This is a genomic window from Ideonella sp. (genome assembly GCF_041918995.1).
In the GTDB taxonomy this organism is placed as follows: domain Bacteria; phylum Pseudomonadota; class Gammaproteobacteria; order Burkholderiales; family Burkholderiaceae_C; genus Ideonella.
The window spans coordinates 83382-97555 of the sequence record NZ_JAYRUN010000004.1; the positions used below are offsets into that span (position 1 = coordinate 83382).

The following is a 14174-nucleotide window of genomic DNA, read 5'->3' on the forward strand; positions in this document are numbered from 1 at the left end:
GGCGCCTTGTGCCGGAGTGCGGCCCCACCACTTGATGCATGCTGCCCCGGGGTTCTGCCGAGGCCGCGTCGTCTGGTCATATGACGGTGGGTCTGGCGGCCGACGGGGTGCGACGCAGATGGCGCCAGGGGACTCCACGCAGGCCCGCCGCCGGCTCGATTCACCAACGCATCTGTGACCGGGTGCCAATGCGGAAGCAGCGCCGACACGGGGCCTTTCAAGTTTGCATGCTGCCTCGCTTGCGATAGGCTCAACTTCGTCCGTCACGATCTTCCGATCCCCATGACTCTCCGATGAAACTGCAGCGCTACCTTGATATTGGCCAGTCGGCCGACTCCGCAGCGTTCAAGCGGCAACTCGTTGGCTTCGCGCACGAGATGGACTTCCCGTTGGTCAGTGCCAGCTTGGTACTCGAGCGGCCGGGCAACGACCCGCAGTTCTCATACATTGGCAACCGACCGTCGAACTTCAAGGCCAGCAGCGATCCAAGCCTTGCCATGCAGGATCCAGTTCTCAACCGCCTGCGCCGGCACGGCCTACCGTTCATGTACGACCAGAAGTTCTACGTGGATGCCGGTGCGCCGGAGCTCTGGGAGTGGGCGGCGCCGTACGGTTTTCGAACCGGCGTCTGCGTGGCAGTGCGGCTATCACGCCGGCAGCAGTTCATCGTCGGGCTGGATCGAGAGCAGCCCCTGCCACGCAGTGAAGCGAAGCTGACCCGGCTGCTGGCAAATCTCACGCTACTGGCTGTGCATTGCCAAGAGGCGGCGCTGCGCTTCCTGGCAGAGCCTCGACGCTCGGCCGACGCTGTCCTGGGGCCCCTGTCGGCTCGCGAGATCGACGTCCTGCGCTGGACGCGTGAGGGCAAGACTGCCTGGGAGACCGCCCAGCTTCTGTGCATCAGCGAGCCGACGGTGAAGTATCACCTCAAGAATGCGGCAACCAAGCTCGATGCGACGTCCAAGCATGCGGCGGTGCTCAAGGCCATATCGCTGGGCCTGCTGGAGCCTTGACATCTTTGCTGCACTTCCGCCGAGCCACGGGGCCGTGCGTTCACCAAAACTATCCGAACGGATAGGTGGCGTGCACGCTTCATTCTGCTGAAATGACAGGCATGGAAGGACGTCGTTGGCACCACATGCTCAGGGAGAACAATATTCGATCCCTCCACAACCAGGTCTGGGGTTAGCGCTCCGGTTTGGTTGACCTTTAGATGCTGGCGGGTTCCCCGCCAGCATCCTTTTTTGGCAAGCAAGAGCGATCGGTTCCGTGCCGGAAGAAGCAGGTGGACGTTCAATGGCGTGATTGGCGCGGCGTAGCCTCCAACTGGAGCGCGCCGTCTTGTGCCGACCCTCCGCCGGCCCACTTCACAGGGTTTGGCTGACGGCATGCGGGCTGTGGCGCGAATACGAGCCGACGGCCGTGTCCTGTTTCCGCTCAGCCAGTCGTGCCGGCCACATCGGACTGGCCCGCAGCATCCTCGCTGCTGAGCTGCTGCAGCTCCACCAGTCGGCGGTACAGGCCGCCGTCGATCGCCATCAGTGCCTCGTGCGGGCCGGCTTCGGCGATGCGGCCATGGTTCAGCACCACGATGCGGTCCGCATCGCGGATGGTGGACAGCCGGTGCGCGATGGAAATCAGCGTGAGCCGGCCGCGCAGGGCGGCCAGCGCCCGCTGCACCACCGCCTCGGTCTCGCTGTCCACGTGGGAGGTGGCTTCGTCCAGCAGCAGGATCTTCGGCTGGCCGGCCAGGGCGCGGGCGATGGCGATGAGCTGCTTCTCGCCCACGGCCAGGCGCGCGCCGCCTTCGCCGAGCCGGGTCTGGTAGCCGTGCTCCAGCCGCTCGATGAACTCGTGCGCGCCGGCGGCCCGGGCAGCCTGATGCACCTGCGCCTCGCTCAGGGGGCGGCCCATGGCGATGTTCTCGTGCACCGTGGTGGCCAGCAGGAACGGCTCCTGCGGCACCAGGCCCACCGCGTCACGGAAGGCCTCCTCGTCCAGGCTGGCGATGGGCTGGCCGTCCACCAGCAGCTGCCCGCCGGTGGGCACATAGAAGCGCAGCAGCAGCGACAGCAGGCTGGACTTGCCGCTGCCCGTGGGCCCGACGATGCCGATGAACTCGCCCGGCGCGATGTCCAGGCTCACCTGCCGCAGCACCGGCACGCCGGGCGTGTAGGCGAAGTCCAGCGCGTCCGCGCGCACCGCGCCGGCCGTCACCCGCCCGGTGGCGGCCGGCCGGTCGGCTTCCGCCTCGTCCAGCAGCGTGTTCACCCGCGCGGCGGCGATGATGGCCTGCTGCAGCTGCGAGAACTGCATCGTGAGCTGGATCAGCGGTTCGGTGACCCGGCCCACGTAGCTCACGAAGGCGTAGAGCACGCCGACCTCGATGGCGCTGAGTGCGCCGCCCGCTTCGCGCAGGCCGAACACCGCGATCACCACCGCCAGCATGGCCACGTTGAGCAGGTCCAGCGCCGGACGCAGCAGCCAGGCGTTGGCCTTCAGCTCCGTGCGCCGCGAGTCGTAGTGCGAGCGGTTGATGAGGGCGTAGCGCTCGCCGTAGCGTTGCGTGGCCCCGGTGGCCTGCAGCACGGCCATGCCGCTGATCGACTCGGCCGTCTGCGCGTTCAGCTCGCTGCGCAGCTCGCGCGTGCGCGCCACCGCGGGGGCCGACAGGCGCTGGTACAGGAAGACGATGCCGAAGACCGCTGGCACCAGGGCGGTGACGATGAGCATCAGCCGCCAGTCCAGGAAGGCCATGGTGACGAGCAGGCTGGCCAGCATGATCAGCGCGTCCAGCATGACGAACAGCACCTGCACGTACAGCTGCTTCACCGCCTCGGTGTCGTTGGTGACGCGGCTGACGAGCTGGCCGGTGATGGCCTTGTCGAAGAAGGCCATGGGCAGGCGCAGCACATGGCCGTACACCGATTCGCGGATGCGCCGCACCGAGCGCATGGCCACGCCGGCCAGCCGGCTGAGCTGGCGGTAGCGCACCCAGCTGGCCACCCAGCCGGCCACCAGGGCGCCCAGCAGCAGGCCGGCCATGGCGCCGATCGCGGGGTCGCGGGGCAGCAGGTAGCGGTCGATGAAGGCCTTGCCCAGCACCGGGCCGAGCGCGTCCAGGCCGGCCGCCAATGCCAGCCAGGCCAGGCCCGCCCACAGGTGGGCGGATTCCGGACGCGCGGCGCGCCACAGCAGCGCCGCGGCGCGGCGGGTGGGCGTGCCGTCGGCCGCGGCCAGGGCGGGGGGGGTCGACGGGGCCGTGTCAGTCCTGCTCAAGCGAGGCCTCCAGTTGCTGGATGCGCCACTGCTGTGCGTACCAGCCGTGTGCGGGTCCCTTGGCCACCAGCTGGGCATGGGTGCCGAGCTCGGCCAGGTGGCCATGGCGGAGCACGGCGATGCGGTCTGCGTCGGCCACGGCGGACAGCCGGTGGGTCACGACGATCACCGTGCGGCCGGCGCGCTGGTCGCGCAGGTGGCTGAGGATGCGGTGCTCGGTCTCGGTGTCCACGGCCGACAGCGCGTCGTCCAGCAGCAGCAGTGGTGCGTCCGCCAGCAGGGCGCGCGCGATGGCCACGCGCTGGCGCTGGCCGCCCGACAGCGTGACCCCACGCTCGCCCACCGGCGTGTCGTAGCCCTGGGGCAGGCGCAGGATGTCGTCGTGCACGGCAGCCAGCTCGGCCACGGCCTCGACCTGCGCGCGCGACGCCTCCGGCCGGCCCAGCGCGATGTTCTCGGCCACCGTGGCGGAGAACAGGATCGGCTCCTGTGGCACCCAGGCGATGCCGGCGCGCAGTGCGTCCAGCGTGTAGTCGGGCAGGGGGACGTCGCCCCAGCGGATCTCGCCGCCCTGCGGCATCCATTGGCGCAGCAGCAGGCGCAGCACCGTGCTCTTGCCCGACCCCGTGGGGCCCACCAGGCCCAGCGTGCTGCCGGCGGGCACATGCAGGGACAGGCCGTCCAGTGCCGGGTGGGCGGTGCCGGGGTAGGCGAAGTGCAGGTCGCGCAGGACGATCTCGCCGGCGCGCACGCTGTCCACCCGGCCGTCGTCGTCGATGGCCAGCGGCTCGTCCAGCACGGTGTGCAGGCGCGTCCAGGCGGCGCGCCCGCGCTGCCACAGGGCCAGCACCCAGCCGGCGGCGAACATGGGCCAGATCAGCTGGGTGAGGTACAGGCCGAAGCTGGTGAGCTGGCCGATGGTGAGCTCGCCGTGCCAGACCAGCCAGCCGCCCAGCGCCAGCGACAGGCTGATCGACGTGGCCAGCGTGATGCCCACCGCGGGCTCGTACCGGGCCTCCCAGCGCTGCGACCAGTAGGCCGCGTCCGCGGCCTGGCCGGCCAGCTCGGAGAAGCTCCTGCTGCTGCGCGCCTCCAGGCCCAGCGCGCGCAAGGTGCGCACGCCGGCCAGCGTTTCCTGCACGTGGTCGTTGAGCGCGCCGAAGCGCTCGAGCGCCTCCCGGGACCGGTCGTGCAGGTGGCGCGAGATCCAGGCGAAGCTCCACGCCATGAAGGGGAAGGGCAGCAGGGCGATCGCGGCCAGCCGCCAGTCCACGCCGATGGCCATGGTGGCCACCACCAGCACCAGCGTGAGGGTGCCGTCGAAGCCGGCCAGCAGCGCCTCGCCCGCGGCCAGCTCGACCGCGTCCACGTCGTTGGTGGCCAGCGCCATCAGGTCGCCGGTGCGGCGGGTCTGGAAGAAGCGCGGGCCCTGCGCCGCCAGGCGCGCGTACAGCCGCTGGCGCAGCTCCACGCCCATCTGGTAGGCCGCGGCGTACAGGCGGATGCGCCAGCCCACGCGCAGCAGGTAGATGGCCACCCCGGCGGCCAGCAGCAGCCCCAGCTCGCGCCACAGGGCCGGGCCCGCCAGCTGGCGGGCCACCAGCGCGTCCACCAGGTGGCCGATCTGGCGCGGCAGCCACACGGTGAGCAAGGCGATGCCCAGCAGCATGACGGCCGCGGCGCCGTAGGCCGCGGCATGGCGGCGCACGAAGGTGCGGATGAGGGCGGCGAGGGTCATGGTGCGGTCGGCGAAGCGCGCGATTCTAGTGACGGGCCATGACCGCTGCTGACACCGCCACAATGCCGTTTTTGCCCCTGACGCGCTGCCCACCCATGGCCAAGGATTTCGACCGCATGGAGGACTCCAACCGGAGCGCCAACCCGAGCATCCACGACGTGTCCAGCCCGGGGCGGCGACACTGGCTGCGCGGCGGGGCGGCGGCGCTGGGTGCGCTGGCGGCACCCGGCTGGCTCGCCGGGTGCGTGCCGCTGGCGCCGGCCGGGGGCGGCCCCGGCGCCTGGGCCGCGGCGGCACCTGGCGCCCCGGCGTTCCGCCTGGGCTTCTCCGCGGTGGCCATGGCCGCGGTGGATGCGGTGGTGGTGCCGCCGGGCTACCGGGCGGACGTGCTGTTCCGCTGGGGCGACCCGGTGGGCGTGCCCGGGCGCATGCCCGCGTTCCGGTCCGATGCCAGCAACACGGCCGAGGACCAGGCGCTGCAGGCCGGCATGCACCATGACGGCATGGCGTACTTCCCGCTGGACGGCGCGCGGCGCGGCCTGCTGGCCATCAACCACGAGTACACCGACGAGGGGCTGCTGCATCCCGGCGGCCGGGCGGGCTGGTCGGTCGAGAAGGCGCGCAAGTCCATGGCGGCGCACGGCGTGTCCATCATCGAGGTGGAGCGGGCGGCCGACGGCTGGCGGGTGGTGCGGCCCTCGCGCCATGCCCGCCGCCTCACCGCCACCACGCCCATGCGGCTGTCGGGGCCAGCGGCAGGCCACCCGATGCTGCGCACGGCGGCCGACAGCACCGGCCGCCGCGTACTGGGCACCTTCAACAACTGCGCCAACGGCCAGACCCCGTGGGGCACCTACCTCACCTGCGAGGAGAACTGGGCCGGCTACTTCGAGGGCCCGGCCGAGCCCGACGCGCACCAGCGCCGCTGGGGCATCGGTGCCGGCCACGGCAGCTGGTATCGCTGGCACGAGGCCGACGAGCGCTTCGACGCCCGCCTGCAGCCGAACGAGCCCAACCGCTTCGGCTGGGTGGTGGAGATCGACCCCGCCGACCCGGCCAGCACGCCCGTCAAGCGCACGGCGCTGGGCCGCGCGGCGCACGAGGGCGCGGCCACCGCGCTCACGGCCGACGGCCGGGCGGTGGTCTACATGGGCGAGGACGCCCGCTTCGAGTACATCTACAAGTTCGTTAGCCGCCAGCGCATGCGCCCGGGGGGCGCCGCCGCCAACCGCGAGCTGCTCGACCACGGCACGCTCTACGTGGCGCGTTTCGACCCCGACGGGCGCGGGCAGTGGCTGCCGCTGGTGCACGGGCAGGGCCCGCTGACCGCCGCCCACGGCTTTGCCGACCAGGGCCAGGTGCTCATCCAGTCGCGCCAGGCCAGCGACCTGCTGGGTGCGACGAAGATGGACCGTCCGGAATGGACCGCGGTGGACCCGGTGACGCGCACCGTGTACTGCACGCTCACCAACAACAGCGCCCGCGGCCGGCCGGGCCAGCCCGGGCCCGATGCGGCCAACCCGCGCACAGCCAACACCATGGGCCAGATCATCCGCTGGCGCGAGGACGGTGACCTGGACGCCACCACCTTCACCTGGGACCACCTGGTGCTGGCGGGCGACCCCCAGTCCCACCGGCCCCAGGCACGCGGCAACGTGCATGGCGACATCTTCGGCAGCCCCGACGGCCTGTGGGTGGACCCGCGCGGCGTGCTGTGGGTGCAGACCGATGCCTCCTCGTCGGTGATGGGCCAGGGCGACTACGCCCGCCTGCCCAACAACCAGATGCTGGCGGGCGACCCGGCCACCGGCGAGTTCCGGCGCTTCCTGGTGGGCCCGCGTGGCTGCGAAGTCACGGGCATCGCCATGGCGCCGGACCTGTGCACGCTGTTCGTCAACATCCAGCACCCAGGTGAATCGCCCAGCGACGAAAGCGATCCGGCGCAGCCCTTGCGCCACTCGAGCTGGCCCGATGGGCACGGCCGGCCGCGCTCGGCCACGGTGGTGATCACCCGCGAGGACGGCGGGCCCATCGGCAGCTGACGCGCGCCGCGCGCGGGGGTCTTGAAACCCGCGGGACGCGTCCTCACGTCGTGAACTGACCGGCAGCGCCGGGCCCCGCGCCCCGTGCCTCCCCCCGCCGCCGGCGCGACCTGAAAGGAGCGAACCCCATGTACGAATCCCTCTGGAGCTTCCCGGGCGGCCTGATGGGCGAATTCGATCGCCTGCGCCGCGAACTCGACGACGTCTTCGGTGCCGGTGCCCCCGCCAGCATCCGCTCGGCCGCGCCGGGCGCCTTCCCGGCCATCAACGTGGGCCACACGCCCTCGTCGGTGGAGGTCTACGCCTTCGCGCCGGGCATCGACCCGGCCAGGATCGACGTGGTGCTGGACCGCGGCGTGCTCACCATTTCGGGCGAGCGGCCCGCCGCCGCGCCTGCGCCGAGCGAAGGCGAGGGCAAGGCCAACGTCTACAGCCGCGAGCGTTTCGCCGGCAGCTTCAAGCGCGCCATCAGCCTGCCCGACGATGCCGACCCGGCGCGCGTGAGCGCCACCTACCGCGACGGCGTGCTGCAGGTCAGCATCGCGCGCCGCGAAGAGGCCCAGCCCAAGCGCATCACCGTGCAGTGACGGCCGCTGCGGCGGCCCCCACGGAAAGACACGGAAGGACATGGAAGGACATGGAAGGAGCACATGACATGACCGAGACCCCACGCCAGGAACTGCAGAACACCCCCGCGCCAGCCGGCCAGGCCGCGCGCCCGGCCGCTGCGCCCGCCGACACCCGCGCCATGCTGCCCCGGGTGGACGTGTTCGAGGACGAGCGCGGCATCACGCTGCTGGCCGACCTGCCGGGCGTGGCCCGTGAGCAGCTCGACATCCGCGTCGACGGCGAGACCCTCACCATCGAAGGCAGCGTGAGCCCCGCCGCGCCCACCGCGCTGCAGCCGGCCTACGTGGAGCTGCGCGTGCCGCGTTACCGACGGGCGTTCACCCTCAGCCGCGAGCTCGACGCCGCCCACATCGAGGCCAACCTGAAGGACGGCGTGCTGAACCTGCGCATCCCCAAGCTGGCGCACGCGCAGCCGCGCCGCATCAGCGTCAACGTGGCCTGATGGGCCCGGCGCTGACCCCGGGCCGCCGCCTGCTGCTGGCGGGCGGCACGGCGGCGCTGCTGGCCGGGCTGGGTGCGGCGCTCGGGCCCGTGGTCGCGCGCACGCAGGCGCGCGCGGAGGCCGTGCCGCGCCCGGTGGCGCCGCGCGGCGCCCTGGCGGCCGACGAGCTGGCCACGGTGGCGGTCTTCAAGGCCGCCTCGCCGTCGGTGGTGCACATCACGGCCCTGTCGGCCGAGCGCGACGTCTTCTCGCTCGACGTGCAGCAGGTGCCGCGCGGCACCGGCACCGGCTTCGTCTGGGACGAGCGCGGCCACATCGTCACCAACTTCCATGTCATCCAGGGCGCGAGTGCGGCGCGTGTGACGCTGGCCGACCAGTCCAGCCACCAGGCGCAGTTGGTCGGGGCCTTCCCCGACCGCGACCTGGCCGTGCTGCGCATCGAGGCCCCGACGTCCCGGCTGCCTGCGCTGCCCCTGGGCACCAGCCGCGATCTGCAGGTGGGCCAGCGGGTGCTGGCCATCGGCAACCCCTTCGGCCTGGACCAGACGCTCACCACCGGCATCGTCAGCGCGCTGGGCCGCGAGATCGAGTCGGTCACCCGCCGCACCATCCGCGGCGTGATCCAGACCGACGCGGCCATCAACCCGGGCAACTCCGGCGGCCCGCTGCTGGATTCGGCGGGCCGGCTCATCGGCGTCAACACCGCCATCTACAGCCCCTCGGGCGCCAGCTCCGGCATCGGCTTCGCCATTCCCGTGGATGAGGTGAACCGCATCGTGCCGCGGCTCATCCGCGACGGGCGGTTCGTGCGCCCGGCACTCGGCGTCAGCGGCGGGCCGGCGGGCTTGAGCCGGGCGCTCGACCTGCCCGCGGGGGTGCCGCTGGTGGGCGTGACACCCGGCGGCCCGGCCCACCAGGCCGGCCTGCAGCCCTTCAAGCGGGGGCGCGATGGCCGCATCGTGGCGGGCGACGTGATCACCGCCGTGGGAGACGAGCCGGTGCAGGATTTCGACGACCTGCTCACCGCGCTGGAGCGCTACCGGCCGGGCGACAAGGTCACGCTCAGCCTGTGGCGCGCCGGCCAGACGCGCCGGCAGGCGGTGGCGCTCGACGCATCGAGCGACTGACCTGCAGCGGCAGGACCGAGGGCAGCGCGGCCCTCGGCGGCTTCACATGCCCACGTAGTTGGGGCCGCCGCCGCCCTCAGGCGTGACCCAGACGATGTTCTGCGTGGGGTCCTTGATGTCGCAGGTCTTGCAGTGCACGCAGTTCTGCGCGTTGATCTGCAGGCGGTCGCTGCCGTCCTCGTTCTTGACGAACTCGTACACGCCGGCCGGGCAGTAGCGGCTCTCCGGCCCGGCGTAGGTGGACAGGTTCACCTGCACCGGCACGGCAGCGTTCTTCAGCGTCAGGTGGGCCGGCTGGTTCTCCTCATGGTTGGTGTTGCTGATGAACACCGAGGACAGGCGGTCGAAGCTCAGCTTGCCGTCCGGCTTGGGGTAGGCGATGGGCTGGCACTCGGACGCCGGCTTGAGGGACTCGTGGTCGCGCCGGGTGGCGTGCAGCGTCCAGGGCGGGCTGGCCACGCCGATCTTCGGCAGCAGCCACTGCTCGATGCCGGTCATCAGGTTGCCCACCGTCTTGCCCTTCTTGAACCAGAGCTTGAAGTTGCGGGTCTGGTCGAGCTCTTCCTTCAGCCAGCTCTGCTCGAAGGCCACCGGGTAGGCGGCCAGCAGGTCGTGCGAGCGGCCGGCGGCCAGGGCCTCGGCGATGGCGTCGGCGCACAGCATGCCGCTCTTGATGGCGGCGTGGCTGCCCTTGATGCGCGCTGCGTTCAGGTAGCCGGCGTCGCAGCCGACCAGTGCCCCGCCCGGGAACACGGTGGTGGGCAGGGCTTGCGGCGTGCCGTTGTTGATGGCACGGGCGCCATAGCCGATGCGCTTGCCGCCTTCGATGTGGGCGCGGATGGCCGGGTGGGTCTTCCATCGCTGCATCTCCTCGAAGGGGCTCATGTACGGGTTCTGGTAGTCCAGCCCGATCACGAAGCCCAGCGTCACCTGGTTGCCGTCGAGGTGGTAGAGGAAGCCGCCGCCGAAGGTGTCGTCGGTCATGGGCCAGCCGGCGGTGTGCACCACCAGGCCCGGCTTCGCTTTCTCGGCGGGGATCTCCCACAGCTCCTTGATGCCGATGGCGAAGCTCTGCGGGTCCTTGCCCTTGTCGAGCTCGTACTTCGCAATGAGCTGCTTGCCCAGGTGCCCGCGGGCACCCTCGGCAAACACCGTGTACTTGCCCAGCAGCTCCATGCCGAGCTGGAAGTGGTCGCTCGGCTGGCCGTCCTTGCCGACGCCCATGTCGCCGGTGGCCACGCCGCGCACGCGGCCCTGCTCGTCGTACAGCACCTCGGCGGCGGCGAATCCGGGGAAGATCTCCACGCCCAGCGCCTCGGCCTGGCCGGCGAGCCACTTCACCACGTTGGACAGCGAGATGACGTAGCAGCCGTCGTTGTGCAGGTTGCGCGGCACGAGCCAGTCGGGCGTGCGCGTGGTGCCGGTCTCGGACAGGAACAGGATGTCGTCGCCGGTGACGGGCTGGTTCAGCGGGGCGCCGAGCGCCTTCCAGTCAGGCAGCAGCTCGCCGAGGGCGCGCGGGTCCATCACCGCGCCGGACAGGATGTGGGCGCCCGGCTCGGAGCCCTTTTCCAGCACCACGACGTTGATCTCCTGGCCCTTGTCGGCCGCCAGCTGCTTCAGGCGGATGGCCGTGGCCAATCCGGCCGGGCCGCCGCCGACGATCACCACGTCGTATTCCATGGATTCGCGGGGGCCGAATTGGGCGAGCAGGTCGGGGGAGGTCATGGTGGGCGGGCAAGGGGTGGGTCGTCGGCCGGGCAGGCAGGACACGCGCTGGTGTGCCGGCCCGGGGCGAGGCGGGGGGATTCTAGCCGCCGGCGTCGAAAATCGAACGATCGTGCTTTTTGTGCGACACCGGGCTGTCGCCGGCGTGACGCGGACAATGCGGGCCTCCATGCCACGCTGCGTGCTACGCTGAACTTTTCCAACGCCGGCCGCCGCGCAGCCCATGTGTCGCGGGCCCGGCCATCCGACTGCCTTCCATGAGCTATTCCATCGATCTTTCCGGCCGCGTCGCGCTCGTCACCGGCGCCTCCAGCGGCCTGGGCGCCCAGTTCGCCCGCACGCTGGCCAAGGCCGGCGCCGCCGTCGTGCTGTCGGCCCGCCGCGTGGAGCGGCTGAAGACCCTGCGTGCCGAGATCGAGGGCGCCGGGGGCGACGCCCACGTGGTGGCCATGGACGTGGCCGACCCGCACAGCGTTCGCGCCGGCGTGGCCCACGCCGAGACGGAAGTCGGCACGCTCGACATCCTCGTCAACAACGCCGGCGTCAGCACCACGCAGAAGCTGCTCGACGTGACGCCCGACGACTACGACTACGTCATGGACACGAACGTGCGGGGCGCGTTCTTCGTGGCGCAGGAGGTGGCCAAGCGCATGGTGGCCCGCGCGCGGGGCGCGGCGCCCGGCACCTTCACCGGTGGCCGCATCGTGAACATCGCGTCCATGGCGGGCCTGCGCGTGCTCAGCCAGATCGGCGTCTACGCCATGAGCAAGGCGGCCGTGGTGCACATGACGCGCGCCCAGGCGCTGGAGTGGGGCCGCTACGGCATCAACGTGAACGCCATCTGCCCCGGCTACATCGACACCGAGATCAACCACCACCACTGGCAGACCGAAGGTGGCCAGAAGCTCATCGACATGCTGCCGCGCAAGCGCATCGGCAAGCCGGAGGACCTGGACCTGGCGCTGCTGATGCTGTGCGCCAAGGAAAGCCACTTCATCAACGGCGCCGTGCTCCAGGCGGACGATGGCTTCGGTGTTTGAGCCCCCACGCTCCCTCCGGTCGCTGCCCCCCGAGGGGGCTCGCGCAGCGGACCGGCGGAGCCGGATCCGCGCACGCCACTTGATGACGGCGGCGCTGCGCGCGCCGGTTTCACGCGGAGCCGGGTCATGCTGAATCGGTCTTTGACCGCCCTGGAGGCGCGGGTGCTGGGGGTGCTGGTGGAGAAGCAGCACACGGTGCCCGACACCTACCCGCTGTCGCTCAATGCCCTGGTCGCGGGGTGCAATCAGAAGACGGCGCGCGCCCCCGTGATGGAGGCGAGCGAGGCCGAGGTGCTGCAGGCGCTGGACGAGCTGAAGGCACTGCACCTGGTGGTGGAGGTCAGCGGCAGCCGGGTGGTGCGCTTCGAGCACAACATGGCTCGCGTGCTGGGCGTGCCCAGCCAGTCGGTGGCACTGCTCGCCGTGCTGATGCTGCGCGGCCCGCAGACGGCCGCCGAGCTGCGCCTGAACAGCGAGCGGCTGCACCGCTTCGCCGACATCTCCTCGGTGGAGGGCTTCCTCGACGAGCTGGCCACCAAGCCGCCGGTGCGGGTGCTGAAGCTGGCGCGTGCGCCGGGCGAGCGCGAGGCGCGCTGGGCACACCTGCTGTGCGGTGAGCCGGCGATGCCAGCGGCGGTGGCGCCCGCCGACGGGGGGGCGCCCTCGGGCGGAGAACTGGCCGCGCTGCGCGCGGACGTGCAGCGCCTGCTCACCGAGGTGGCGGGCCTGCGTGACGAACTGGCCCGCGTGAAGGGCGAACTGGGGCTGCACTGAGCATGCGATTCGAGCTGCCTGCCGACAAGAAGCTGGTCTACGAGATGACCATCCCCATCCGCTGGGGCGACATGGACGCCATGGGCCATGTCAACAACACCGTCTACTTCCGCTACCTCGAGATCGTGCGGGTGGACTGGCTGCGCACGCTCGGCGGGCCGCCCGATCCGTCGGGGCAGGGGCCGGTGATCGTCAACGCCTTCTGCAACTTCCTCAAGCAGCTGGAGTACCCCGGCGACATCCTCGCCCGGCACTACGTGGCCAACCTCGGCCGCACCAGCTTCGACACCTTCATCACGCTGGAGCGCACCGACCAGCCGGGCGTCGTCTACGCCGAGGGCGGCGCCACCACCGTGTGGGTGGATTTCCCCGCGGGCAAGTCGGTGCCGGTGCCGGGCTGGCTGCGCGAGCTCATCGGCTGAGCCGCGCCCGCAGCGGCTCCAGGTAGGTGCGGCTGCAGGGCACGCTGGCGCCGTCGGCCATGCGCAGGCGCGCGTCGCCCGCTTCGGTGGGCTCGATCACGGCCACGCAGGCCAGGTTCACCAGGAAGCTGCGGTGCACGCGCACGAAGCCTTGAGGACCGAGGCGCCGCTCCATGGCGGCCAGCGTGGCGCGCAGCGGGTAGTCGTGCTGGCGCCGGTGCAGGTTCACATAGTTGCCGCAGGCCTGCACCCATTCGATCTCGGCGACGGGCAGCAGGAACTCCTTGCCGAGCTTGCGCACCAGGAACCGGTCGGCCGGCTCCGCGTCGACGGGTGAGGGGGGCGGCGCGGGCGGCGCGGCGGTGGCCACGCTGGCGGCCACCGTGGCCGGGGGCGCCGCGTCGTCAGGCGCCTGCAGCACGCTGGCCTCCCCCTGCCAGCGCCACAGCAGCAGGCGGTAGCCCAGCATGATGCCCACGATCATGGCGTAGCTGCGCACGTCCTTCAGCGCCTCGTAGGCCAGCTCGGTGGGCCAGTGGCCGAAGTCGTAACGGCCGCCGAACGCGCGGTAGACGAGCTGGCGCGTGACGACCATGCCGAGGACGTGCAGCACGCTGACCCCCAGGCTGGCCAGCAGGTGCCGCGGCAGGTGGGCCCGGAGCACCCCGATGTGCAGTGGCCATCGGCGCAGCAGCGCCAGGATGAGCGGCACCAGCGCCAGCCAGGTGAGGTTGCTGCTGGCCTCCCACGTGACCACTTCCCAAAGCCGGAACGGCAGGCCCAGCCGGCGGATTTCCATGGCCACGGTGATGGAGTTGGCCACGATTTGCACGGCGAACATGGCGCACCAGAGCGCCGGTTCCAGCCAGCGGCGGTGGGCCAGGTAGCGGTGCAGCAGGTCGGTGCGGGGCGGCATGGGGCCGGCAGTGTAGGGCCGGGCGGCCACCGGGGG

At 71.5% G+C, this 14174-nt stretch carries 12 protein-coding genes; 8 read left to right on the plus strand and 4 right to left on the minus strand.

Going from position 1 to position 14174, the window contains the following annotated elements:
• Positions 1-293: 293 nt before the first annotated feature.
• On the plus strand, positions 294-1013 hold the full coding sequence (locus tag ACE3UN_RS04670; RefSeq protein ID WP_374673755.1) for a LuxR C-terminal-related transcriptional regulator: 720 nt from the start codon (positions 294-296) through the stop codon (positions 1011-1013).
• Positions 1014-1437: 424 nt separating this feature from the next.
• Here ACE3UN_RS04670 and ACE3UN_RS04675 read toward each other — a convergent pair whose 3' ends face one another.
• The gene (locus ACE3UN_RS04675; RefSeq protein ID WP_374673756.1) at positions 1438-3279 is read right to left on the minus strand and encodes an ABC transporter ATP-binding protein; all 1842 of its coding nucleotides are present in this window, start codon (positions 3277-3279) and stop codon (positions 1438-1440) included.
• Positions 3266-5017: an ABC transporter ATP-binding protein gene (locus tag ACE3UN_RS04680; RefSeq protein ID WP_374673757.1), complete on the minus strand. Its 1752-nt coding sequence runs from the start codon at positions 5015-5017 to the stop codon at positions 3266-3268. Before ACE3UN_RS04680 ends, ACE3UN_RS04675 begins: the two co-directional genes overlap by 14 nt.
• 116 nt (positions 5018-5133) lie before the next feature.
• Between ACE3UN_RS04680 and ACE3UN_RS04685 the strand changes: the two genes are divergently transcribed.
• From ACE3UN_RS04685 to ACE3UN_RS04700, 4 genes are all read left to right on the plus strand, one after another.
• Complete coding sequence (locus tag ACE3UN_RS04685; RefSeq protein ID WP_374673908.1) at positions 5134-7059, plus strand: PhoX family phosphatase; 1926 nt, start codon at positions 5134-5136, stop codon at positions 7057-7059.
• Between the two features lie 128 nt (positions 7060-7187).
• Positions 7188-7646 carry an Hsp20/alpha crystallin family protein gene (locus tag ACE3UN_RS04690; protein WP_374673758.1) on the plus strand — a complete coding sequence of 153 codons (459 nt, stop codon included), beginning with the start codon at positions 7188-7190 and terminating at the stop codon, positions 7644-7646.
• A 68-nt stretch (positions 7647-7714) separates the two neighbouring features.
• Positions 7715-8131 (plus strand): Hsp20/alpha crystallin family protein, encoded by a 417-nt coding sequence (locus ACE3UN_RS04695; protein WP_374673759.1) that lies wholly within the window; start codon positions 7715-7717, stop codon positions 8129-8131.
• A complete protein-coding gene (locus ACE3UN_RS04700; protein WP_374673760.1) occupies positions 8131-9258 on the plus strand; it encodes a S1C family serine protease in 1128 nt (375 codons plus the stop codon). Before ACE3UN_RS04695 ends, ACE3UN_RS04700 begins: the two co-directional genes overlap by 1 nt.
• Before the next feature lie 42 nt (positions 9259-9300).
• On the opposite strand, the gene ACE3UN_RS04705 is transcribed toward ACE3UN_RS04700, so the two are convergent.
• Positions 9301-10986 carry a 4Fe-4S dicluster domain-containing protein gene (locus ACE3UN_RS04705; protein ID WP_374673761.1) on the minus strand — a complete coding sequence of 562 codons (1686 nt, stop codon included), beginning with the start codon at positions 10984-10986 and terminating at the stop codon, positions 9301-9303.
• Positions 10987-11243: 257 nt separating this feature from the next.
• Between ACE3UN_RS04705 and ACE3UN_RS04710 the strand changes: the two genes are divergently transcribed.
• The 3 genes from ACE3UN_RS04710 (at position 11244) to ACE3UN_RS04720 (ending at position 13222) form a co-directional block, all read left to right on the plus strand.
• On the plus strand, positions 11244-12026 hold the full coding sequence (locus ACE3UN_RS04710) for an SDR family oxidoreductase (RefSeq protein WP_374673762.1): 783 nt from the start codon (positions 11244-11246) through the stop codon (positions 12024-12026).
• Between the two features lie 126 nt (positions 12027-12152).
• On the plus strand, positions 12153-12800 hold the full coding sequence (locus ACE3UN_RS04715; protein WP_374673763.1) for a YceH family protein: 648 nt from the start codon (positions 12153-12155) through the stop codon (positions 12798-12800).
• 2 nt (positions 12801-12802) lie between these two features.
• A complete protein-coding gene (locus ACE3UN_RS04720; RefSeq protein ID WP_374673764.1) occupies positions 12803-13222 on the plus strand; it encodes an acyl-CoA thioesterase in 420 nt (139 codons plus the stop codon).
• Here ACE3UN_RS04720 and ACE3UN_RS04725 read toward each other — a convergent pair.
• Entirely contained in the window at positions 13212-14138 is a 927-nt protein-coding gene (locus ACE3UN_RS04725) for a LytTR family DNA-binding domain-containing protein (RefSeq protein WP_374673765.1), read from the minus strand. The two genes, ACE3UN_RS04720 and ACE3UN_RS04725, sit on opposite strands and share 11 nt — an antisense overlap.
• Between the last annotated feature and the right edge of the window lie 36 nt (positions 14139-14174).